Consider the following 22,223-nt stretch of genomic DNA (forward strand, 5'->3'; position numbering starts at 1 on the left):
ACTGGGCAGCGCTCGGCATCAGGTGCCGAGCACCTCGCAAATCATCTGCAGTAAAGCTTGCGGGCTGTAGGGTTTGCCGAGCAGATGCGTATCGGGGCTGAGCTGGTGGTCGCGGGAAATGATGTCGCGGGTGTGACCGGAGGTGAACAGCACCGGCACCGGCGGTGTCTGCACCTTGGCCCACGCGGCCAGATCGGAACTCTTGATCAGGCCGGGCATGACCACGTCGGTGAAGATCAGATCGATCTCGATGCCTTCCAGCAACATCTGCATGGCCACGTCGCCATTGCACGCGGTCATCACCCGATAGCCTTCTTCGCGCAGCAACTCGACCGCCGAAGCGCGCACCGCGTCATTGTCTTCCACCACCAGAATGGTTTCGTGGCCGCCGCTCTTACGCTCTCCGACACTGGCGGTCTCTTCACGAACCGGACGCAGACTGCGCGGGAAATACAACTGCACCCGCGTGCCTTCGCCGAGCTTGCTGTCGATCTCGACGTGGCCGCCACTCTGTTTGACGAAGCCGAAGACCATGCTCAGACCGAGGCCAGTGCCCTGCCCGTCGGCCTTGGTGGTGAAGAACGGTTCGAAAACCTGTTCCAGCATTTGTGGGGCAATGCCCACGCCGGTGTCGGTGATCGCCACGCGCACATACTCACCGGACGCGATGCCCTTGCCGACGCAGTATTCGCTGTCCAGACAGACATTGGCGGCACTGAGGCCGATAACGCCCTCGCCCTTCATCGCGTCGCGGGCGTTGATGGCCAGGTTGAGAATCGCGTTTTCCAGTTGGTTGCGGTCGACGTTGATGTGCCAGGGCTGCGGCGGCAACTGCACGTCGATCTGAATGGTTTCGCCCAATGCACGTTGGAGTAATTCGCCCACGCCTTCGAAAATTTGTTCTGGATTGCACACGGCCGGTGACAGCGGTTGCCGCCGGGCAAATGCGAGCAATTGCGAAGACAGTTTGGCACCGCGTTCGACCGCCGCCAACGAAGCCACGACCCGGCGTTGTACGTTGGCATTGTTGGGCTCATGTCGGGCGAGCAGATGCAGGTTGCCGGCGATGACTTGCAGCAGATTGTTGAAGTCGTGGGCAACGCCACCGGTCAGGCCGCCGATGGCTTCGAGCTTCTGCGATTGGCGAAGTTGTTCCTCGGCTGCCAGCCGCGCATTCACTTCGGCGGCCACGCGCTGTTCGAGATTACGGGTGAATTTGAGCAGTGATTCTTCGGCGTTTTTGCGCTCATGGATGTCGATCAGCACACCGGGAAAGCGAAACGGCTTGCCTTGCTCATCGAACTCGCAGGCACCACTGGCCAACACCCACAGGTACTGGCCGTCGGCCCGCTGCACGCGGTATTCAGCGTTGTACGGCTCGCCAGTGCGCACGCTATGGGCAACTCGCTCCTGCACCCACCGATGATCTTCGGGATGGATGCGCGATTCGGCGATGTCTTGTTGCAGATCGCTCAGGTCCTGATCCGGCGGGTAGGAAAAGGTGCGGGCGAAACGTTCGTCAGCAGAGAAGCGATTGTTCTTGATGTCCCAGACAAACGAGCCAAGCAGTGCGCCGGCATTCAGCGCCAGACGCACGCGCTCGTTGTCGGCGCGATAGGCATCTTCGGCCGCCTGACGCAGGCGTTCGGAATGCACCAGTTCGGTGGTTTCGACCACCATCGCCATGACGCCGCCGGGCACGCCTTCGTCGTTGGCCACCGGGCTGTAATACAAGTCCATCCAAACGTCTTCGGGCACGCCGTCGCGCAGCAATACCAGCTCTTTGTTGCGATAGGACAAGGTGCCGCCGGCCAGGCAAGTGTCAACGACGTGGCGGTTGAATTCGGCGACTTCCGGCCAGCCCAGCTCTACCGGCACGCCAAGCAGATAGGGATGGCGGCCACCGGCGAATTCGGAGTAGGCGTCGTTGTAGATCATGTAGCCGGCATGGCCCCAGAGCATCACCATCGGCAGCGGCGAAGCCAGCATCAGCTGCACGGTGTTACACAGGCTGGCCGGCCAGTCGGCGAGCGGACCCAGTTCGGTGAGGCTCCAGTCGAACGCACGGATGCGTCCGGCCATTTCGCCTTTCCAGCCCTCACAGCCGTGGCTTTCGGATAAAAACTGCATCGCCTGACTCAGTGTCCTTTTTTGCGGTTTTCCGATCTATCGCAACGCTACAACGACGCGACGCCCGTGTGTTTCGAGGCCCTGAAAACGCATTGGTTTCATTGGAGGTATAGCCGATTTGCGACACAGAGCCATTCAGACGCCAATCAAGTGTTTGAGTGGGTGATAGCCGGTTTTCATTTTTGCAGCAACGTCGAGAATCGCCTTCTCGATTCCGTTGAGGTGCGTGCAGGTCAGCTCGATCGCGGCGCTCTGATTACCGGCCTCGATGTACTCAAGCAAACGCAGGTGTTCATCGTCGCGGCAGGCTTGATGACTGTCGTCATCGAGCGCGGCGGCATACAGTGAAGCGCGCGAGATCAGCTTCTGGAACCAGTCGAGCAGCACCGGATTGTTCAGGCTGCGCGCCAGTTTGAGGTGGAATTCGCCGAGCAGATGGATCAGCCGTTCATGGTCGCCGGCCGCATGGGCGGCATCCTCCAGCAACAAGTGCTCACGCAGATCCTGCATCGCAACGGTGTCTTTGCGCCGGCACAGTTCGGTGACGATGCCGATTTCGATCAACCGCCGGGTTTCGAACAGCGAACGCAGCTCTGCGTCACTGGGCAGCGACACCGATGCACCTTTGTTGGGCTCAGTGGTGACCAGACCATCGGCTTCCAATTGCTTGAGCGCAGCACGCACCGACGTGCGGCTGACATTGAACAACTCGGCCAGCGAGGCCTCACCCAGCTTCATGCCCGGGCGCAACGAACGCTTGCTGATCGCCGCGTAAACCCCTTGGTAGACGCGATCGACCGTGGTTTCCAGTTTCTTTTCGCTCATTCGAACACTCCTTTGGCGTCGGGCAATTCATCCTGGCAGTGGCTGGCCATGGAGATTGATCGGGTTCCCGTACCGGTGTGAAGCGCAGAATATCTGCCTTCGGTCCAAAGGTGCAGCCTTTTGATTTATCTCGATTTTGAATAAACAGCCAAAACCTGTGGGAGCGAGCTTGCTCGCGAAGGCGGCGGCACAGTCAACATCGTCATTGCCTCAGACTGCGCTTTCGCGAGCAGGCTCGTTCCCACACTCATACGGGGTAAATCCACCATCTTCATCGCAACCAAATTCCCTGTGGGAGCGAGCCTGCTCGCGAAGGCGGCGGCACAGTCAACATCGTCATTGCCTCAGACTGCGCTTTCGCGAGCAGGCTCGTTCCCACAAAGGTCAGTGGAAATCCCGGCTCTGCACGTGAATGCCGTTGAGCAGCGGGCTAAGGTCGCTCATGCGCCCGGCGATCAGGTGGCGCACATCGCCTTCGCGTTCCCAGCGGCCGTCGACCTTGAGCAATTGCGACCCCACCAGCACTTGGCGCTGCCGCTCGGCCAGGTCACGCCAGACCACCACGTTGACGTTGCCGAACTCGTCTTCCAGGGTCACGAACGTCACGCCGCTGGCCGTACCGGGGCGCTGTCGGCCGGTGACCAGACCGGCCACGCTGACCGGCCGGCCATGTTCGATATCCATCAATTCCCGCGAGCTGCGGCAACGCCGGGCCTGCAACTCGCCACGCAACAACGCCAGTGGATGCGGCCCCAGCGTCGTCCCCACGGTCGAGTAATCAGCATGCAGGTCTTCGCCAACGCTGGGTTTGGGCAGGACGATTTTGACTTCCTCTTCGTTGGGCAGGCCGGCGAACAGGCCGAGTTGTTTCTGCACCCCGGCTACTTCCCAACGCGCACGATGACGATGCCCGGCCAGACCGCGCAAGGCGCCGGAGTCTGCCAGCAAGGCCTGCGCACGACTGTCGAGGGCGGCGCGCTCACCCAGGTCAGCGACATCGGCAAACGCCCCGTGTCGGCGCGCGGCTTCGATGCGCCGTGCGTCCTCTTCGCGAAATCCCTTGATCATGCGCAGGCCCATGCGAATCGCCGGTTGCCCGGCACTCAGCGGCTCGAGGCTGCAATCCCAGTCACTGGCGCGCACGTCCACCGGACGGATCTGCAATTGGTGCCGCCGCGCGTCCTGCAGAATCTGATCCGGACTGTAAAAGCCCATCGGCCAACTGTTGATCAATGCACAGGCGAACGCCGCCGGCTCGTGGCATTTCAGCCAGCAACTGGCGTAGGTCAGCAAGGCGAAACTGGCGGCGTGGGATTCGGGGAAGCCATAACTGCCGAAGCCTTTGATCTGCTCGAAGATCTGCGCAGCGAATTCCGGTGTGTAGCCGTTCTTTTTCATGCCGGCGGCGAGGCGCTCCTTGTGCGGCTCCAGTCCGCCATGGCGCTTCCACGCCGCCATCGAGCGGCGCAACTGATCGGCCTCACCGGGGCTGTAGTCGGCAGCGACGATGGCGATCTGCATGACCTGTTCCTGAAACAGCGGCACGCCCAGGGTTCTTTTGAGTACGACTTCGAGCGCCGGCGACGGATAGGTTTCCGCCTCTTCGTTATTACGTCGGCGCAGATACGGATGAACCATCCCGCCCTGAATCGGCCCGGGCCGGACGATCGCCACTTCAATCACCAGATCGTAGAACGTCTGCGGTTTCAGGCGCGGCAGCATCGACATCTGCGCCCGCGACTCGATCTGGAACACACCGACGGTATCGGCGCGGCTGATCATTTCGTAGGTCGGTTTGTCTTCAGGTGGAATCGTCGCGAGTGTCAGGTTCAGATCACGATGCCGGCGCAGCAGATCGAAGCAGCGGCGAATCGCACTGAGCATACCCAAGGCGAGAATATCCACCTTGAGCAGGCCGACCGCATCGAGGTCGTCCTTGTCCCATTGGATGATGGTGCGGTCGGCCATGGCTGCGTTTTCCACTGGCACCAGGGTATCCAGCGGTTGCTCGGAAATCACGAAACCACCGGGATGCTGCGACAGGTGCCGGGGGAAGCCGATCAGTTGCCCGGTCAGGCTCAGCACCCGGCGCAGCACCGGACTGTCCGGGTCGAAGCCACCTTCGCGCAAACGTTCCAGCGGCGGCGTTTCATCGCTCCAGCGCCCGCAGCAATCGGCCAGCGCGTTGATCTGATCCGGTGGCAGGCCGAGGGCCTTGGCTACATCGCGCACGGCACCGGTGGCGTGATAGGTGCTGACCACCGCGGTCAGCGCCGCACGTCGCCGGCCATAACGGTTGAACACGTATTGCAGGACTTCCTCGCGGCGCTCGTGCTCGAAATCGACATCGATGTCCGGCGGCTCGTTGCGCTCTTTGGACATGAAGCGTTCGAACAGCAGCGTAGTACGATCCGGATCGATCTCGGTGATGCCCAGGGCAAAACACACCGCCGAGTTGGCGGCCGAACCACGGCCCTGACAGAGGATGTTCTGCGTGCGGGCAAAGCGCACCACGTCGTGCACGGTGAGGAAGTAGCTTTCGTAGCCGAGTTCAGCGATCAATTGCAGCTCGTCATCGATCTGCTTGAGCACCTTGGCCTGAGGCCCTTTCGGCCAGCGCCAGGCAATGCCCTCCTCGGTCAGATGACGCAACCAGGAACTGGCATTGTGGCCCTTGGGCACCAGCTCTTTCGGATATTGATAGCGCAGCTCGCTCAGATCGAAGGTGCAGCGTCTGGCCAGTTTTAGCGACGCTTCGAGCAAGTCCGGCGGATACAGTGCGCGCAGCTCATCGAGGCAACGCAAATGCCGCTCGCCATTGGGATGCAGGCGCAAACCCGCTTCGGCCACGGGGACGTGATGACGGATCGCGGTCATGGTGTCCTGCAAGGCACGGCGCCCCCCGGCATGCATGTGCACATCGCCGCTGGCCACGGCTGGAATCTGCAGCTCAGCCGCCAGAGCCAACAATGCCGCGAGCCGCTGCTGATCGTTCTGCCCGCGATGCAGTTGCACCGTGAGCCACAGGCGGTCGCCGAAGGTTTGTTTCAGCCAGCGCCCTTCTTCCCGGTCATCCACTGAATCCGGCACCCACAACACCAGCAAACCCGGCAGTGCTTCGTCGAAGTCTTCGCGCAGCAGCTGATACTGGCCTTTCTGCGTACGCCGCCGGGCCTGGGTGATCAAGCCGCACAGGGCCTGATAACCAGCAAGGTTTTCCACCAGCAGTACCAGTTTCGGGCCGTTGTCGATGCGCACCTCGCTGCCGATGATCAGCGGCAACTCCACGGACTTCGCCGCTTGCCATGCACGAACGATCCCGGCGAGGGTGCACTCGTCGGTGATCGCCAGTGCCTGATAGCCGTGCTTTTTCGCCCGCTGAAACAGCTCCAGCGCGCTGGAGGCACCGCGCTGGAAACTGAAATTCGACAGGCAATGCAGTTCGGCGTAATCGGCACTCATGCGAACCAGCCTTGCAGCCACAGCGGGCCGCCCTCACCCACAGCGCGCCAGGCCCAGCCCTGCTGACCGGCGCGGTTCTGGATCAGGTAGTAATCACGCCGCACGTCGCCACCGTCCCACCAACCGGATTCGATGCGCTCCGGCCCCATGAGAATCCGCGCCGAACCTTCCGGCACGCTCTGCGGTTCGTTGAGCAGCCAGCCCGGGCGCTGGACGCTGGGCAAACCTGTGCAAGGCTGTTTGTCGACGCCATTCTGCCACGCGCACTCGGGGCGATGATCGGCCTGAAAGCGCAAGCCCTGCACCGCGTCATCACCCAGCCGTGCGCGCAGACGTTCGCGCAATTGCTCCCAGGGCAAGGTCTGCTGCGGGCGGTCGTCGAACAGTTCCTGATACTGCGGAACGAAACTCGGCAGGTCTTCGGCGCGCAAGCGAAAACCACGCACCGGCGCCTCGACCTGGACTTGCTCCAGCCGGCCACGGGCCAGTTCAAACAGCATCGCCGCGTCACGCTCGGCACTGAGCAGGCCGACCTTGATCACCGTGTCCGGCAGCCCTGCGTGTTCCAGATGCAGATCAAAACGCTGCACGCCACTGTCGCGCCCACAGAGGAACGCCGACAGGTCGCCGGTCAAGCGCCGTAACGGGAACAGCAAGGCCTGATGGGATTGCACGTCGAAATTCAGTTCGATGCGGATATCGAAACGGTCTGGCGGCAGATAGAACGCCAGCGCCAGCGGGCGTGCGCCGAACAGCGTGTCGAGGTGCTTGAGCATCTGCGCTTCGAAACGCCGGGCCAGTGCCTGGCGTGGCAGGCTTTGCACCTGACTGAGATTGCGCAGGCCCATGCGCGACAACGCCGTGGCGACATTCGGCTCCAGCCCCACACGATCAACCGGCAATTGCCCGAGATGATGCTGCAAGGCTTCGCTGTCCGGCACCACCAGGCCATCGTAGGCATTGGCCAGCACTCGTGCCGCCACCGGGTTCGGCGCGGCGACGATGCGATGGCGAAAGCCCAGATCTTTCAATTCCTGGCGCAGGCGAGCTTCAAATTGCGGCCAGGTACCGAACAGTCCGAGGCTCGATTCGATCTCGAACACCACGGTACGCGGGTAATGCACGCTGACCTGCGCGCTGAAGCGATAGGCCCACGCGGCGAGAAACTGCTGCCAGTGCTCGACCTCGGCCACCTCGTAATCGGCGGTGGCAAAGCCTTTGCTCATGGCTTGCGCGGCGGTCATCGACATGCCGGGGCGCAGGCCGAGTTTGCGCGCCGCCGGATTTACCGCTTGCAGCACTCGGCGTTGGGCCGGACCGCTGAGCAGCACCAACGGCTCTTCAGGGTCGGGCCGCTGACGCAGCACAGCGTCGAGGGCCAGTTGCGGAAAGAGAATACATACCCAGCGCATGACGATCAGTGCCCCACGGCAAAGGCAATCGGCGCCGCACGCGCCAGCCCGCCACGGCATTTGAGTACGCGGAGTTGCGCCGGTTTGGCATCGATGGCTATGCGCAACGCTGCCGGTGACGGGTTGACCGCCTCGCTCAACGGGCGCCAGGCAAAGGCCAGGGTCTGGCCGGTTTCCGCCGCTACCTGCAAACGCCGCAAAGCCCGGTCGTCGGCCTTGTTCGGCCAGCACAGCACCGCGCCGCAACTGCCCGAGCGCAGACACTGCTCCGCCGCCCACAAGGCATCGCGTTCGCTGGCCTGAATCACCGACAACTGGCGCAAATCGACCCCGGCATTGGCCCAGGCCTGCGGGTACGGCACGAACGGCGGCGCCACCAGCACGATGCGCTCACCGGCCGCGGACAATCGCGCCAGGGTTGGCCAGACCAGTTGCAGCTCGCCGACACCAGGGCCGGCGAGAAGGATTTCGCTCAGCGCCGCTTCCGGCCAGCCGCCGCTGGGCAGAGCTGCGTCCAGTCCCGCATGCCCGGTCGGCTGCGGACTCGCCGCCGGTGGCGCAGGCCTGCCGCGCCAGACCTGGCCGCCATTGAACAGCGTATCCAACGCAACGACGGCGCCCATCAGCCTTGCCTCACCAGACCACAGAACACGCCTTCAATGGCCAGATCCTGATCATCACGCACGACAATCGGCTTGTACGCCGGGTTGCGCGGCAGCAGGCGCACTTCATCCCCGACCCGTTCGAAGCGTTTGATGGTGACTTCACCGTCCAGACGCGCAACGACGATCTGGCCGTTCAGCGCCTCGGGATTGCGCCGCACACCGACCAGATCGCCATCGAGAATGCCGTCTTCGATCATCGAGTCGCCCTGCACCCGCAGCATGTAATCCGGGGTGCGGGAGAACAGCGCCGGGTCGAGCAGCAAACGGTTATGGATATCGGCATCGGCGCCAATCGGCGCGCCGGCGGCCACACGACCGAGTACGGGGATCTCCAGCAGCTCCGGACGCGATGGCTGGCCGAGCAAACGAATGCCCCTGGCCTGATGCGGGTTGACCTCGATGAAACCTGCTTCCGTGAGCGCCAGCACATGCTTGCGCGCCACGCTGCGCGAGGCAAAACCAAAAGCCTCGCTGATTTCAGCGAGGCTTGGGGGCTGACCGTGCTCGGCGATGCGATCGCGGATAAAGGTCAGAATGGCGGTACGGCGGGGAGTCAGATTGGTCATGGAGTACATTTGTACTCCTGTGGGAAATTCCTGACAAGAACCGCCAGTCGGCGCAAGCCGACGCAGGCAGCTGCCGAAGGCTGCGATCTGATCGTTCCCACGCTCTGCGTGGGAATGCCTCAAGGGACGCTCCGCGTCCAGTGACGCGGAGCGTCACGGGCTGCATTCCCACGCGGAGCGTGGGAACGATCATCGGATAAGGTCAGGAATTCAGTTGCGCCAGGTACTCCCACGGATAAATCCCGCGTTGATGCCCGTCGCTGAACACCAGTTGCACGCCATACCCCTGCGGGTTGAGTTCGATCAGACGCACGCGCTCATCGACCAGCGGCGTGACGCCGCGCAGGCGAAATGCGCGGCATTGCGAGCAAGGGCATTGCCGGCGCAGATCGGCATGCTTGAGCAGCGATTCGCGCCCGTCCGGCCAGCTCAGGTGTAACGTGCGCTCACTCTGCGAGTTGCCCACCGACAGCGGAGTCATTGCAGCTGACTCAACGCGATGCGCACGGCTTTGCGCACTTCCGGGTCGCCGTCGTCCTGCGCTGCCTGCAACGCGGCCACGGCGCCGCGATCGTTCAACTCTCCAAGCGCCAGCGCGGCCTCCTTGCGCAGGTTGCTGATGCGGTGGCCGAGAGTGTCGATCAGCGCGTCCAGCGCCGGGACGAAACGCAAGCGGCCAAGGCTGCGAGCGGCGCGCAGGCGCACTTGCCAGTAATCATCGCTCAGCGCTTCGACCAAGGTCGGGCCGGCGTCGCTGTGGCCAACCTTGCCCAGTGTCGTCGCGGCTTCTTCGCGCACTTGCCAGGCGGGGTCGTGCAAAGCCTGGCGCAACGCCGGCAATACTTCGGCGCCACTGGCCAGACCCAGCGCACCTGTCGCGGCGCGGCGCACTTCGGTGTCCGGGTCGTCGCTGGCCAGTTGCGCCAGGGCTGGCAGCGCGTCGAGCTGTTTGAGCCAGCCGAGCACGCCAACCGCTTCGCGCCGAACATGAGCATCGGCATCTTCCAATGCCGCGACAGCAGCCGGCGCGGCCTCGGCAAAGCGCAATTCTCGCAACGCCCGAAATGCGGCGATGCGCACACTGACATCGGCATGTGCGGTCCACGGCAGAATCACGCGCCCCGCCGCTGCAGTCTTGAGCAGGCTCAGGCTTTGCGCCGCTGCCGATTGCACAGCGGGCGACGGATCCGTCAGCGCTTCGCACAAGGCTTGCACGACCGCATCGTCCTCCCACGCTTCAAGCAATCGCGCAGCTTCAGCGCGAACATCCTCGGCAGGATCCTGACGAAGTCGATCAACCAGCCAGAGCAAGCCATCCGGTTCTTCGAGATCGGCCAGATCGATCAGGGCAATGCGCCGCACGCCAGCGTCTTCCGCCGTCAAGCGCGGATGCAGGGCGAGGATGTCTTCGTGGTCGGTCACAGCAAAAATAGAGGTCATAAGGCAAATCGCGGCAAAGGGTTTTCAGGAGGCAGGCCGAGCGGATTGAGGCGCGGCAGCGGTCGGTCGTTGTCGTGGCGCAGCAGGTCGAGGCAGTGGCGCTTGAGGCGAGCGAATTCCGGGCTGGTGACCAGTTCGCTGGTGCGCGGACGCGGAAAGTCCAGAGGCAAATCTTCGATGATTCGCCCCGGTCGCGCGCTCATCACCAACAAGCGATCGGCTAGAAACAGCGCCTCGTCGATGTCGTGAGTGACGAAAACCACCGTGGTGCGGATGCGCGTCCAGATGTCCAGCAGCAGTTCCTGCATGTTCAGACGGGTCAGCGCATCCAGCGCGCCGAACGGTTCGTCCATCAGCAACAGGCGCGGGCGATTGACCAGCACCCGGGCGATTTCTACCCGTTGCTGCATGCCCCCGGAGAGTTGATCCGGCCAGCGCTCGGCGAAGCCTTCGAGGCCGACCAGTTTGAGGATGTCGTCAGCGGCGCGATGGCGCTCAGCCTTGCCGACCCCGCGCATTTTCAAGCCGAAGGCGACGTTGTCGCGCACCGTGCGCCACGGGAACAGCGTGTGGTGCTGAAACACCATGCCGCGCTGCGGCGACGGGCCGGTCACCGCGCTGCCGTCGACTTTCAGGCTGCCGGTACTGGCATTCAAGTGGCCGGCCAGGGCGCCGAGCAAGGTCGACTTGCCGCAACCGGACGGGCCGAGAATGCACACGAACTGGCCGGATTCGATCTGGCAATCGAGGCCCTGCACCGCTTCGAAGGCTTCGCGGCCCTGGCCGAGGACGATGGACAACTGGCGAATGTCGATCCGCCCTTCCGGGGTTTGCATCACGCTCATCAGGCTTTGCCTCGCGGTCGATGCCAAGGCGTGAACAAGCCGCCCAGGCGTTTGATCAGCCAACTGCTGCCCATGCCCAACACGCCGATCAGGAGCATGCCGACGACAATGTCGGCGTAGTTCTGAATGGTGTAGGACTCCCAGGTGTAGTAACCGATGCCGAACTGCCCGGAGATCATTTCCGCGGTCACCAGACAGAACCACGAAGTGCCCATGCCGATCGCAAGGCCAGTGATGATGCTCGGCGCAGCGCCCGGCAGGATTACTTCCAGCAGAATCGCCCGACGCCCGGCCCCGAGGCTCTTTGCCGAGGCAATCAGACGTGGATCAACGCCTTCGACGCCGTGCACGGTGTTGAGCAGAATCGGGAACAGCGCGCCAGTGAAGGTGATGAAAACCATCGACAACTCCGAGGACCGAAACATCAGGATCGCCAGCGGAATCCACGCCACGGCGGGGATCGGGCGCAGGACTTCCAGCGGTGGCAGCAGAATGTCTTCGGCCCATTTCGACCGGCCGATGGCCAGGCCCAGGGCGATGCCGAGGATCAACGCCGCCAGATAGCCGGCGAAGACGCGGCCCAGGCTGCTGCTCAAGTGCTGCCAGAGTTTGCCCGAGTCGCCCAGGCCCAGTGCGGCTTCGATCACCGCCAGTGGCGTCGGCACGTTGGCAAAGGTGACCAGGCCGAGGTTCCAGTCGTGGCTGGCGGCGAGTTGCCAGAAGAGCAGGCAGAGCAGCAGTGAGGCGGCTCTTGATGTCCAGCGCAACGGTGTTTTCATAGTCCGGTTTCCAGTTCGGGTTCTGTGTGATGGCTGAGATTTACCCCCTCACCCCAGCCCTCTCCCCCAGGGGGGCGAGGGGGAAAGGGAGCCGATTTGCGTGCTTTTCACGACCTGAGTTCGACTCGGTACTAAACGTCGGCGTATCTCACCAACAACTCGGTCAGTCCCCTCTCCCTCCGGGAGAGGGTTAGGGTGAGGGGCTTTTGATCTTCAGCGCTTGCAGACCTCAGTTCGACTCGGTAATTCACGTCGGCGTATCTCTCACCAACAACTCGGTCAGTCCCCTCTCCCTCCGGGAGAGGGTTAGGGTGAGGGGCTTTTGATCTTCAGCGCGCAGCAACAACCTGCGCAGTGGCATCGCTAAAGTCGAACACCTTGCCACCCTGCGCCGCAGCGTATTGCTGGGCCTGGCCCTTGAGCAGAAATGCGCTGAGGCGACCCTTGGCATCGCTGGCAAACCACGCTTGTTCGGCGAGCAACTTGATCCCGCTGTCACTGGCCTGCGCATATACCGCACGAATGTTCTTGCCCTCCTGCTTCAATCCCGCCAGCGCGGTGAACGCCGCTTCAGCCGAGCCGTAACGGCGGACTTTTTCCTCACCGCGCACCCAGATTTCCGCGACATGGCTGACGTCGGTGATGGCATTGCCCGTCGCCGCATCCACGCCCGGCAATGGCGTCTGCGCGTAGTTGGCCAGTTGCGCGGTGTAATCGAGGTTCGCAGCCTTGAAGGCGGCGCGGATGTACTGGTCGTCGATGAAGTTGTTCAGGTCGAGCCCGCGATCGGCTTTCTTCAGCAGCGTCAAGGTATCGATGGCGGTACCGACAGCCTGGCGGTATTCAGGTTTCCAGCTCAGGTCGCGGGTCTGTACGCCGAGCGGGCCGTGAAACAGGTAGTTGACCTCGGCATCGACCCCGGTGACTTTGGCGATCAGTTCGCTGTACTTCTCGGGTTCGGCGGCAAGCAGTTGGTTGGCTTCGATGCTCGCGCGCAAATAGGCGACGACGATTTCCGGGTACTTCCTGGCGTAGGCCTGATCCACCAGTGCGCCATGGAAAGTCGGCGCGTTGGCCTGGGCGCCGTCGTAGATCTTGCGGGCGAAACCACGGCTCGGGAACAGCTCGGCGAACGGCACGAAATCGGCGTGGGCTTCGATCTTGCCGGCCTGCAATGCCGAGCCGGCGACTTCCGGTGGCTGGGCGATGATGTTGACATCCTTGAGCGGGTCCCAGCCCTGCTCTGCCACGGCGCGCAGCAACATGCCGTGAGCCGTCGAGGCGAACGGCACCGAAATGGTCTTGCCCTTGAGTTCGCTCAGGCTCTGCACCGACGAAGCGCTCGGCACGACGATGCCGTTGCCGCTGCCCTTGATGCTGCCCGACAGCACGCTGATGAACAGGCTGTGCTTGCCCGCCGTTTCGAACGCCACACCATTGAACGCACCGGGGAAATCGGCCATGGCACCGAAATCGAGTTTGCCGGCGACCATCTCATTGGTCAGCGGCGCGCCACTGGTGAAATTCTTCCACTGCACGTCGTACTTCGCGTCTTTGTAGGCGCCATCGTGGGGCAGGTATTTTTCCAGCAGCCCCAGTTCCCTGATCAACAGGCCACCGGCGGCGCAGTTGATGGTGGTGTCCTGAGTGCCGATGGCGATGCGGATGGTTTCGGCCGAGGCCGACAAGGTGAATGAAGCCAGTACCAGACCGGCAAGTGCTGCACGCAACATGAGTGTTTCCCCTCGAATCATTTGTTTGAAGTTCGTCTCCGCCGCGATCAGGGCGCGGTGGGAAACGAGGGGTGTTTTGCATTCAGCGTCCGGGGTTCACCGGATGGCTATTGGATAATCACAATTGCAATGTGGGAGCGAGCCTGCTCGCGAAGGCGGCGGGTCAGTCACCATCATTGTTGAACGAACGATTGCTTTCGCGAGCAGGCTCGCTCCCACAATGGATTTGGGGTCAACGCAACAAATAGGGGATGTCGACCTTCACCGCCCCCGTCGGGCAATCCTTCTCGCACGGCATGCAGTACCAGCATTCATCGAATGCCATGTACGCTTTTTGCGTGGCCGGGTTGATCGCCAGCAGGTCCATCGGGCAGACGTCGACGCACACGGTGCAGCCCTTTTCGGCGATGCATTTGTCCTCGTCCACGGTGACCGGCGCGTTGGAGCGGAAGAAGATTTCCTGAGCTTGATAAGCCATGGTTCGGACTCTCTTTCTAGTGATGCATCAAGCGGCGAAGGCGCCGACCCGCAGGCGGTCATAGGCCTGCATTTCCTCGGCATCGAGCGGGATGATGTAAGGCTCGACGGCTTTCTTGAAACTGGTCATGCGCCCGTCCTCGCCCTTCTTCAGATGGCAATGGCAGAACCACTCGGCGTCGTTGCGTTGCGGGTGATCGACGCGATAGTGGTACAAGCCCCAGCGGCTTTCGGCGCGGAACAACGACGCGCGGGCGGCCATTTCGGCGCAGTCGCGGATCACGCTGGTTTCCATGGCGCGCATCAATTCGTGAGCATTGCTGGCCTTCATCTGCTCAAGATCGCGTTCGATGTCGCTGAAACGCTGCAGGCCGATCTGCATCTTCTTGGTCACTTTCGGCGGTTGCAGGTAGTCGTTGACGAAGCGGCGCAGCTTGTATTCCACCTGCGCCGGCGGCAGACCGTGTTCGCGGTCGAGCGGCGCGTAGACCCGGGCTTTTTCCTTGGCGATCTGCTCGCTGTCCAGTGCGGAAAACTCGCGGCCGGCGACAAAGTCCGCCGCGTTGTGCCCGGCGAACCAGCCGTAAGTGAACGCGCCAAGCATGTAATTGTGCGGCACCGCAGCCATGTCGCCGGCCGAATACAAGCCTTTCACTGAAGTCTCGGCACGCTCATTGACCCACACGCCGGACGCCGAGTGGCCGCTGCAAAAGCCGATTTCCGAAATGTGCATTTCAACCATCTGCGTGCGGTAGTCGGTGCCACGGTTGGCGTGGAACTGGCCACGGCTCGGGCGCTCATTGCTGTGCAGGATTTCCTCGATGTTCTGGATGGTTTCCTCGGCCAGGTGATCGAGTTTGAGGAACACCGGACCGTTGCCGCTCTCCAGTTCCTGATGGAATTCCCACATCATCTGCCCGCTCCAGTAGTCGCACTCGATGAAGCGTTCGCCCTTGTTGTTGGCGGTGTAGCCACCCAGCGGGCCGGTGACGTAGGCACAGGCCGGGCCGTTGTAATCCTTGATCAACGGGTTGATCTGAAAGCACTCGAGATTGGCCAGTTCGGCGCCGGCGTGATAGGCCATCGCGTAGCCGTCGCCCGCATTGGTCGGGTTTTCGTAGGTGCCCATCAGGTAGCCCGACGACGGCAGGCCGAGGCGCCCGGCCGCGCCGCAGGCGAGAATCACTGCTTTGGCCTTGATCACATGGAAGTCGGCGGTGCGGCAATCGAAGCCCATCACACCGTTGACCGCGCCCTCCTCGTCGGTCAACAAACGCGTGCAGACCAGGCGATTGGTGATGCTCACCCGCGCACGTTTCAACTGCCGATACAGGACTTTCTTGATGTCGTGCCCTTCCGGCATCGGCAGCACATAGGCGCCCATGTGGTGGACCTTTTTTACCGCGTAGTCACCGGTCTCGTCTTTCTCGAACTTAACGCCCCAGCGGTCGAGTTGTTCGATGGTTTCAAAACTGTGCGTCGCATAGGCGTAGACCGCCGCCTGATTGACGATGCCGTCGTTGGCGATGGTGATTTCCTTGGTGTACTGCTCCGGCGTCGAGTGGCCGGGGATGATCGCGTTGTTCAGGCCGTCCATGCCCATGCTGATCGCGCCGCTGCGCTTGACGTTGGCCTTGTCGACCAGCAACACGCGCAAATCGCGGTTCTTCTCTTTGGCCTTGATCGCCGCCATCGGCCCGGCCGTACCGCCGCCAATCACGACGATGTCGTATTCCTGTTCTAGAACGTTGCGGGTCATGCCTGCTCCCCTTTTTGCCGGTCGATCCGCAGGCGGTACTGGAACGCATCGCCACGGTAATAAAGGTGTTCGAAGTCCAGCGGCTGGCCGTGGGCATCGTGGGTCAGGCGCTCGATGCGCATGATCGGCGAGCCCGCTTCGACGCTGAGTGCCTGGGTCAGGTCGCTGTCGGCCAGCACCGCATCGATGGCCAGATCGGCGTGGCCGAGGGCGATGCCGCAGTCGTTTTCCAGAATCAGAAAGATGTCGCGAGTGACCAGATCAGCCTTCTCCAGCCGTTCGCCGACGGCTTTGGGCAGGTAGGTAATTTCCAGCGAGATCGGCTCGCGGTTGATCAGGCGCACGCGTTTGATCTGCGCGACGATTTCACCCTCGGCGAGCTGCAGACGCTCGGCCACACGCTTGTCGGCCGGAATGAATTTGAAACTGCGCAGGCGGTTGATCACTTCATAACCGCGCCCGGTCATCGACTCGGCGAGGCCTTGCAGGCTGCTGACGTTCTGAAAGGTTTTCGGCTTGGCGACAAAGGTGCCCTTGCCGTGGATTTTGAAGATCAACCCTTCCTTTTGCAGATCACCCAGCGCCTGGCGCACGGTGATACGGCTGACTTTGAACAGCGCACCCAGCTCGCTTTCGGAAGGCATTTGACTGTCTTGCGGGTATTCACCGTCGAGAATCCGCGCACGCAGGACGTCGCGCAGTTGGGTGTGCAGCGGAACGCTACTGAGGGAGAGAACGTTATCGGTCATCACGGAATCACTTGTCATAACGAGTTATGACGTGATGTTAGAGATGTGATGCCGAGGTTGAGAAATATTGTTTGGGCATAACCTTAGATGCGTGTTGCGCCGGAAGACCTGTGGGAGCGAGCCTGCTCGCGAAAGCATTCTGTCAGTCATTACCCCCGTGACTGACACACCGCATTCGCGAGCAGGCTCGCTCCCACCGGGGATCGTGAGCTATTCAGCGTTTGAGGATCCAGTCCATTACCCAATCGGTCTTGACGGCTTGCTCGGCCACGGCGGGATGCTGTGAATCACCCCGAATATGCGCATTCATCCCCAGCACGTGATGCCACTGAATATGCTCATGGTGGGCAATCTCCAGGCTGATCTGCTCGTCGGCAAACAGCTGCACCGGATGTTCATCAAACACCGAAAACCCGATCCGCCCTTTGCTGCCGATAATCTCGACGCGATCTTCACGGCGGTCCGCAACAAAGTTCCAGCAGCCCATGCCCAACGCCCCGGAGGCGAATCGCCACGTGGCGCTGACCGCATCTTCGGCGGCGTACAGACCCGCCTGACGCGCGGTGAAACCGGCGACTTCAACGATGTCGCCAAGCAGATACTGGAACAGGTCCAGGCCATGGCTGGCCAGGTCGGCAAAGTAGCCGCCGCCAGCCACCGCCGGGTCGGTGCGCCAATTATCGCGACCCTCAAGATCAGCCGGTGACGGCGCTTTGGTCAGTGTCCAGCTCAGATGGCGGACATCGCCGATGCGCCCCTCCTCCAGCCATTGCCGCACCTGGGCAAAGCGCGGTAGCGAGCGGCGGTAATACGAGACGAACAAGTGCAGACCGGCAGCGGCAAACGCTTGCTGCATCTCGCGGCTTTGCCCGGCGTTGAGTGCCATGGGCTTTTCCACGCAGCAATGCTTGCCGGCGGCGGCGACTTTCAGGCTGTAGGCGTGGTGGCTGTCGGGTGGCGTGGCGATGTACACCGCGTCCACTTCGGGATCGTTGATCAGCGCATCGACGTCGGTATAGACGCGGCTGATACCGTGGCGCGCGGCGTAGTCGGTGACGGCTTCGAGGCGTCGGCCCATCACCGCAACCAGCGCCGAACCGGGCACCTTGTAAAAGGCCGGCCCGCTCTTGCGTTCAGCGACGCTACCGCAACCGATCATGCCCCAGCGCACCACGTTCATATGCAGTCCTCAGCCGATGCGCAGCGCGCGCAGATCAAGGCGTCCGTCCTTGAGCGGCGGGCACCAGTAGTAGCCGCCGGTGATTGGCCGGCTGATCTGGTACAAGCCATCGGCAATACCGTCCTCCAGCCCGCTCATGCGCCGCAGTTGTGCTTCGAAGGCATCCAGCGAAAAGCCGAAGGCGAGGAACATCAAACCGGCACGATCGCCTTCGATCCACGGCATCGAACGGCGCACGACGAACGCTTCCGGCGCAAAGCTTTCCTGCGCGGTGCGTTTCACGTGGGCGGAGATCGGCGCGTCGTCGATTTCTTCGTTATCGCTCAAGCGCCGCCCCATGATGTCGTCCTTGGCACCGGCAGACAGGCGATGAAAGCCCTTGAGGTCGTGCTGCCATTGCTGGATCGCGGCGAAGCTGCCACCGACCAGTCCATCAGCACCACTGCTTAGCAGTGCGGCGGCGACAGCGGCGTCATCGTGGGGGTTTTCCGTGCCGTCTTCGTAACCGGTGAGGTCGTGGCCGTCCATGTGGCGGAAGGCTTCCTGCATCTCGACCAGACGCAAGGCCGGGGCCAGCGCGGCTTCGATAGCGTTGCAGCGGTTGAGCAGCTCACCACGGTCAACACCGTGCAGCCAGATCCACAGGGCATGCTGGGTCGACGGGTTATTCACGCCAACGCCGGTCAGCGCCGGGAAGCTGCGCAGGCCAGCGATTTCGACATTCAGCGCCTTGGTCAACGACTCACCAAAGCCAACCACCGCCGACTTGCCGTCCACCAGCATCAGCAGGCTGTCGATCGCTTGCGGCAAGGCTTCAACCGACGCCAGGGCGAAAAACAGATGACGTGCTTGCGCAGGAACAGGGGTAGCGAGAATGCCCGGCTGGTAGTAACTCATGTGAACTCCTTGAAAAAGTGCGCGGAGTTTACCTGTAGCCGGATCGTTTGTGTGGGTAACGAGAGCGTCGTCGTTCAGCGCTCACCGCCTTCGATCAACGCCTTCAAAGCCAGCGCATCGGCGGTGGCGGCACCGCTGGCGGTGTTGTCGAAGATGCACCAGATGTGTTTGCCCTCGGCACTGGCGCGCAGCAGGTTCCGGGCAAGCTGTTGCAGATAGGCCGCTTCATAAGCGCTGTGATAAATCCGTGGCGAGCCGTGCAGGCGCCAATACTGCAGGCCTTGCCATCCACCCGGCGCGGTGTCGCTGCTGATCCGCGAGGGATCGACCACCGCTTGGGCGATTTGCAGATCGACCAGCATCGCCTCAGCGCCAGTCCACGATTCGTGTCGCGGTTCCAGCACCACACTGCCTTTGAACCGCTCGCGCAGGGCACGAAAAAACGCCTCGGCGACCGGCGCCTCAAACGCCAGTTTCGGTGGCAGTTGCACCAGCAGGCAACCGAGTCGATCACCCAAGCCCTGGCACTGTCCGAGAAACTCATCGAGCGCGGCCGCGCTGTCCGCCAGCCGCTGTTCATGGGTGATGAGCTTCGGCACTTTCACGGCGAAGCGAAAGTCCGGCGCCACCGAGTCGGCCCAGCGCTCGTAGGTCTGGCGCCGATGCGGGCGGTAGAACGAGCTGTTGATCTCCACACAGTTGAAGCGCGCGGCGTAGCGTTGCAGGTGCGTGCCTTCGGCGGGGAATGCCGGCCAGTGCTCGCGACCGAGACTCCAGCCGGCGCAACCGATGTAGATGGTTGACTCGTTCAAGCGCACACCGTCATTTCTTCCCGGGCAACACAGCGCCGAGCACCTGCTTGGCAGTCTGCACGATCACCCCGGCTTCATCCGGATCGCCCTTGAGCAGGGTCGTGGCGAACTTCTTCGCTTGCTCAAGCTTGATGTGCGGCGGCAGCGGCGGCACGTTCGGGTCGGTCTTGAACTCGATCAGCACCGGCACTTCCGAGGCGAGCGCTTGCTCCCACGCAGCGGCGACCTCTTCTTCACGATCAACAAAAATGCCCTTGAGGCCAATGGAGATCGCGAACAGGTGATACGGCACGTCCGGGATGCTCTGCGACGCTTCGAACTTTGGATCGCCCTCCATCACCCGCTGCTCCCAGGTGACTTGATTGAGATCCTCGTTGTTGAACACCGCGCAGATCCATTTCGGGCTCTGCCATTGTCGCCAGTATTTGGCGACGGTGATCAGCTCGGCCATGTTGTTCATCTGCATCGCGCCATCGCCGACCAGGGCAATGACCGGGCGTTCCGGGTAGGCGAACTTGGCCGCGATCGCATAGGGCACCGCCGCGCCCATCGAGGCCAGGCCACCGGACAACGAGCATTTCATGCCGCGACGGATTTTCAGGTCACGGGCGAACCAGTTGGCGCAGGAGCCGGAATCGCTAGTGATGATTGCCTGCTCAGGCAAACGCGGTGACAACTCGTAGACCACTCGTTGCGGGTTGACCGGATCGGCTTTGGCCATGGCGCGTTTTTCCAGGGTCTTCTCCCAACTGCTGCGCCAGCCTTCGATCTTCTTGCGCCATTTGTTCGAGGTTTTCTGTTCCAGCAAGGGCAGCAACGCGGCAAGGGTTTCCGCTGAATCGCCGACCAGATTGACCTCCATCGGATAACGCAGGCTGAGCATGTCCGGCTGCAAGTCGATCTGCACGCCGCGCGCCTGGCCTTCCTTGGGCAGAAACTCGGAATACGGGAAGCCCGAACCGATCATCAGCAAGGTGTCACACTCGCTCATCAGCTTGTAGCTGGGCTCGGTACCGAGCAGGCCGATGCTGCCGGTGACCCACTGCAAGTCATCGGGGAGTGCCGCTTTGCCAAGCAAGGCTTTAGCGACACCGGCACCGAGTTTTTCTGCCACAGCGATGACCAGATCGGTCGCCTCCAGCGCACCGGCACCGACCAGAATCGCGACTTTCTCGCCGCTATTCAGTACCTCGGCGGCGCGTTGCAGATCGGCTGCATAAGGAACGACTTTCGGCTTGCTGTAGCCGACGCCGGAATGCGCGGTGCCATGGGCGCGCGCCGGTTGTTCGTAAGGCAGATCCTGCAAGTCATTGGGCAGAATCAGCGCGGTTACGCGGCGCTCGCCGACCGCAGTGCGCACCGCGCGATCAAGCAGATGGCGCACTTGCGACGGCGCCGAAGCCTGCTGCACAAACGCACCGGCGACATCCTTGAACATCGACACCAGATCCAGCTCCTGCTGGTAGTGGCTGCCCAGCGCCGTGCGCGCCTGCTGACCGACAATGGCCAGCACCGGCATATGGTCCATGCGCGCATCGTAGAGCCCGGTGATCAGGTGCGAAGCGCCGGGGCCGGAGGTGGCGATGCACACGCCCAGCTCGCCGGTGAACTTGGCGTGGGCCGAGGCCATGAACGCAGCCATTTCCTCGTGCCGTGCCTGAACGAATTCGATCTTGCCTTTGGCCCGGCTCATGGCGCCGAACACGCCGTTGATGCCATCCCCCGGATAACCAAAAATCCGCGTGACGCCCCATTCGCTGAGCCGCTCAACCAGAAAATCACCTACTGTCATCGTCATGTTGACCCTCGCCATTTACCGCTGCATGGACATGTAAGGGTCTGGACAGCCCGGTGCGCGATGAAGTTTCGCTGGATTGTCCGGGCATCAACTTCGGCGCCGTGTTTGCGCGGCAATGATTTTTTGAGGCGTGCGCCCTGCTCTGTGGTCGATTGAGAAATGATCGAAGGAGGATGGGCCATGACTGAAGTACAAACCCTGCTGCTGCAACGCAATGACTGGGTGCCGAACAATCCGCGTCTGCCAGTGCTGATCTACCGCAGCGCGATTGCCGTTGAAGGCGACGATCCGGCGGCGCGCTTCGAGCAGACCTTCGGCGCCAATGGCTGGCCGGCGCAGTGGCGCTACGGCATTTATGACTATCACCACTACCACACCGAAGGCCACGAAGTGCTTGGCGTGGCGGCCGGTCAGGCGCGGTTGATGTTGGGCGGGCCTGACGGGCAAGCCGTCGACGTCAGTGCCGGGGATGTGTTGTTGCTGCCGGCGGGAACCGGGCACTGCAATCTGGGCTCGAGCGAGGACTTTCTGGTGGTGGGTGCTTATCCGCCGGGGCAGCAGGCGGATATTTGCCGGGCCGCGCCAAGTGGTGCGCAGTTGGCGCGGATCGAGGGGCTGGCGTTTCCTGAGACAGATCCGGTGCAGGGACTCGGGGGTGCGGTTGGGCGGTATTGGAGCCATTAGGCGCGGCGAC

At 62.3% G+C, this 22,223-nt stretch carries 19 protein-coding genes; 1 reads left to right on the top strand and 18 read right to left on the bottom strand.

Annotated features, from left to right (window positions below):
• Window positions 1-18 precede the first annotated feature (18 nt).
• From AB4N48_RS12160 to AB4N48_RS12245, 18 genes are all read right to left on the bottom strand, one after another.
• A complete protein-coding gene (locus AB4N48_RS12160; protein ID WP_460095500.1) occupies window positions 19-2,130 on the bottom strand; it encodes an ATP-binding protein in 2,112 nt (703 codons plus the stop codon).
• A gap of 135 nt (window positions 2,131-2,265) precedes the next feature.
• Window positions 2,266-2,955 (bottom strand): GntR family transcriptional regulator, encoded by a 690-nt coding sequence (locus AB4N48_RS12165; RefSeq protein ID WP_076563214.1) that lies wholly within the window; start codon window positions 2,953-2,955, stop codon window positions 2,266-2,268.
• 384 nt (window positions 2,956-3,339) lie between these two features.
• Window positions 3,340-6,417, bottom strand: coding sequence for an error-prone DNA polymerase (locus AB4N48_RS12170; RefSeq protein WP_460095501.1), 3,078 nt, complete (start codon window positions 6,415-6,417; stop codon window positions 3,340-3,342).
• Window positions 6,414-7,829 carry a Y-family DNA polymerase gene (locus AB4N48_RS12175; RefSeq protein ID WP_095179720.1) on the bottom strand — a complete coding sequence of 472 codons (1,416 nt, stop codon included), beginning with the start codon at window positions 7,827-7,829 and terminating at the stop codon, window positions 6,414-6,416. The genes AB4N48_RS12170 and AB4N48_RS12175 overlap by 4 nt, the downstream gene beginning before the upstream one ends.
• Window positions 7,830-7,834: 5 nt before the next feature.
• Window positions 7,835-8,452 carry a translesion DNA synthesis-associated protein ImuA gene (gene imuA, locus AB4N48_RS12180; protein ID WP_041478676.1) on the bottom strand — a complete coding sequence of 206 codons (618 nt, stop codon included), beginning with the start codon at window positions 8,450-8,452 and terminating at the stop codon, window positions 7,835-7,837.
• Window positions 8,452-9,069: a transcriptional repressor LexA gene (gene lexA, locus AB4N48_RS12185; RefSeq protein ID WP_041478675.1), complete on the bottom strand. Its 618-nt coding sequence runs from the start codon at window positions 9,067-9,069 to the stop codon at window positions 8,452-8,454. The genes imuA and lexA overlap by 1 nt, the downstream gene beginning before the upstream one ends.
• Before the next feature lie 193 nt (window positions 9,070-9,262).
• Window positions 9,263-9,541, bottom strand: coding sequence for a DUF971 domain-containing protein (locus AB4N48_RS12190; protein WP_460095502.1), 279 nt, complete (start codon window positions 9,539-9,541; stop codon window positions 9,263-9,265).
• Window positions 9,538-10,500: a HEAT repeat domain-containing protein gene (locus AB4N48_RS12195; protein ID WP_460095503.1), complete on the bottom strand. Its 963-nt coding sequence runs from the start codon at window positions 10,498-10,500 to the stop codon at window positions 9,538-9,540. The genes AB4N48_RS12190 and AB4N48_RS12195 overlap by 4 nt, the downstream gene beginning before the upstream one ends.
• Window positions 10,497-11,345: an ABC transporter ATP-binding protein gene (locus AB4N48_RS12200; RefSeq protein WP_252877982.1), complete on the bottom strand. Its 849-nt coding sequence runs from the start codon at window positions 11,343-11,345 to the stop codon at window positions 10,497-10,499. Before AB4N48_RS12200 ends, AB4N48_RS12195 begins: the two co-directional genes overlap by 4 nt.
• Entirely contained in the window at window positions 11,345-12,124 is a 780-nt protein-coding gene (locus AB4N48_RS12205) for an ABC transporter permease (protein WP_460095504.1), read from the bottom strand. The genes AB4N48_RS12200 and AB4N48_RS12205 overlap by 1 nt, the downstream gene beginning before the upstream one ends.
• A 329-nt stretch (window positions 12,125-12,453) precedes the next feature.
• A complete protein-coding gene (locus tag AB4N48_RS12210) occupies window positions 12,454-13,878 on the bottom strand; it encodes an ABC transporter substrate-binding protein (RefSeq protein ID WP_460095505.1) in 1,425 nt (474 codons plus the stop codon).
• Window positions 13,879-14,089: 211 nt separating this feature from the next.
• Window positions 14,090-14,335 (bottom strand): 4Fe-4S dicluster domain-containing protein, encoded by a 246-nt coding sequence (locus AB4N48_RS12215; protein ID WP_003225615.1) that lies wholly within the window; start codon window positions 14,333-14,335, stop codon window positions 14,090-14,092.
• Between the two features lie 27 nt (window positions 14,336-14,362).
• Window positions 14,363-16,093, bottom strand: a complete 1,731-nt coding sequence (locus AB4N48_RS12220) for a fumarate reductase/succinate dehydrogenase flavoprotein subunit (RefSeq protein ID WP_460095506.1) — start codon at window positions 16,091-16,093, stop codon at window positions 14,363-14,365.
• Window positions 16,090-16,842, bottom strand: coding sequence for a GntR family transcriptional regulator (locus tag AB4N48_RS12225; RefSeq protein WP_252885886.1), 753 nt, complete (start codon window positions 16,840-16,842; stop codon window positions 16,090-16,092). Before AB4N48_RS12225 ends, AB4N48_RS12220 begins: the two co-directional genes overlap by 4 nt.
• Before the next feature lie 214 nt (window positions 16,843-17,056).
• The gene (locus AB4N48_RS12230; protein ID WP_460095507.1) at window positions 17,057-18,022 is read right to left on the bottom strand and encodes a Gfo/Idh/MocA family protein; all 966 of its coding nucleotides are present in this window, start codon (window positions 18,020-18,022) and stop codon (window positions 17,057-17,059) included.
• Window positions 18,023-18,031: 9 nt separating this feature from the next.
• Window positions 18,032-18,919 carry a Dyp-type peroxidase gene (locus AB4N48_RS12235; RefSeq protein WP_071172020.1) on the bottom strand — a complete coding sequence of 296 codons (888 nt, stop codon included), beginning with the start codon at window positions 18,917-18,919 and terminating at the stop codon, window positions 18,032-18,034.
• Window positions 18,920-18,993: 74 nt separating this feature from the next.
• Window positions 18,994-19,731, bottom strand: coding sequence for a DUF72 domain-containing protein (locus AB4N48_RS12240; RefSeq protein ID WP_460095508.1), 738 nt, complete (start codon window positions 19,729-19,731; stop codon window positions 18,994-18,996).
• A 10-nt stretch (window positions 19,732-19,741) separates the two neighbouring features.
• On the bottom strand, window positions 19,742-21,529 hold the full coding sequence (locus tag AB4N48_RS12245; RefSeq protein WP_041478664.1) for a thiamine pyrophosphate-requiring protein: 1,788 nt from the start codon (window positions 21,527-21,529) through the stop codon (window positions 19,742-19,744).
• Window positions 21,530-21,709: 180 nt separating this feature from the next.
• On the opposite strand from AB4N48_RS12245, the gene AB4N48_RS12250 reads away from it, so the two are divergent.
• Window positions 21,710-22,213, top strand: coding sequence for a cupin (locus AB4N48_RS12250; RefSeq protein WP_460095509.1), 504 nt, complete (start codon window positions 21,710-21,712; stop codon window positions 22,211-22,213).
• The last annotated feature ends 10 nt before the right edge of the window (window positions 22,214-22,223 follow it).

This window comes from Pseudomonas sp. S2_C11 (assembly GCF_054668395.1).

What these genes read in the sequence shown, in the direction of transcription:
- AB4N48_RS12190 (WP_460095502.1), bottom strand. Translation starts at nt 9,541, where the DNA reads ATGACTCCGCTGTCGGTGGGCAACTCGCAGAGTGAGCGCACGTTACAC.
- AB4N48_RS12160 (WP_460095500.1), bottom strand. Translation starts at nt 2,130, where the DNA reads ATGCAGTTTTTATCCGAAAGCCACGGCTGTGAGGGCTGGAAAGGCGAA.
- AB4N48_RS12195 (WP_460095503.1), bottom strand. Translation starts at nt 10,500, where the DNA reads ATGACCTCTATTTTTGCTGTGACCGACCACGAAGACATCCTCGCCCTG.
- AB4N48_RS12245 (WP_041478664.1), bottom strand. Translation starts at nt 21,529, where the DNA reads ATGACGATGACAGTAGGTGATTTTCTGGTTGAGCGGCTCAGCGAATGG.
- AB4N48_RS12215 (WP_003225615.1), bottom strand. Translation starts at nt 14,335, where the DNA reads ATGGCTTATCAAGCTCAGGAAATCTTCTTCCGCTCCAACGCGCCGGTC.
- AB4N48_RS12170 (WP_460095501.1), bottom strand. Translation starts at nt 6,417, where the DNA reads ATGAGTGCCGATTACGCCGAACTGCATTGCCTGTCGAATTTCAGTTTC.
- imuA (WP_041478676.1), bottom strand. Translation starts at nt 8,452, where the DNA reads ATGGGCGCCGTCGTTGCGTTGGATACGCTGTTCAATGGCGGCCAGGTC.
- AB4N48_RS12175 (WP_095179720.1), bottom strand. Translation starts at nt 7,829, where the DNA reads ATGCGCTGGGTATGTATTCTCTTTCCGCAACTGGCCCTCGACGCTGTG.
- AB4N48_RS12235 (WP_071172020.1), bottom strand. Translation starts at nt 18,919, where the DNA reads ATGAGTTACTACCAGCCGGGCATTCTCGCTACCCCTGTTCCTGCGCAA.
- AB4N48_RS12220 (WP_460095506.1), bottom strand. Translation starts at nt 16,093, where the DNA reads ATGACCCGCAACGTTCTAGAACAGGAATACGACATCGTCGTGATTGGC.
- AB4N48_RS12165 (WP_076563214.1), bottom strand. Translation starts at nt 2,955, where the DNA reads ATGAGCGAAAAGAAACTGGAAACCACGGTCGATCGCGTCTACCAAGGG.
- AB4N48_RS12205 (WP_460095504.1), bottom strand. Translation starts at nt 12,124, where the DNA reads ATGAAAACACCGTTGCGCTGGACATCAAGAGCCGCCTCACTGCTGCTC.
- AB4N48_RS12200 (WP_252877982.1), bottom strand. Translation starts at nt 11,345, where the DNA reads ATGAGCGTGATGCAAACCCCGGAAGGGCGGATCGACATTCGCCAGTTG.
- AB4N48_RS12225 (WP_252885886.1), bottom strand. Translation starts at nt 16,842, where the DNA reads ATGACCGATAACGTTCTCTCCCTCAGTAGCGTTCCGCTGCACACCCAA.
- lexA (WP_041478675.1), bottom strand. Translation starts at nt 9,069, where the DNA reads ATGTACTCCATGACCAATCTGACTCCCCGCCGTACCGCCATTCTGACC.
- AB4N48_RS12250 (WP_460095509.1), top strand. Translation starts at nt 21,710, where the DNA reads ATGACTGAAGTACAAACCCTGCTGCTGCAACGCAATGACTGGGTGCCG.
- AB4N48_RS12230 (WP_460095507.1), bottom strand. Translation starts at nt 18,022, where the DNA reads ATGAACGTGGTGCGCTGGGGCATGATCGGTTGCGGTAGCGTCGCTGAA.
- AB4N48_RS12210 (WP_460095505.1), bottom strand. Translation starts at nt 13,878, where the DNA reads ATGATTCGAGGGGAAACACTCATGTTGCGTGCAGCACTTGCCGGTCTG.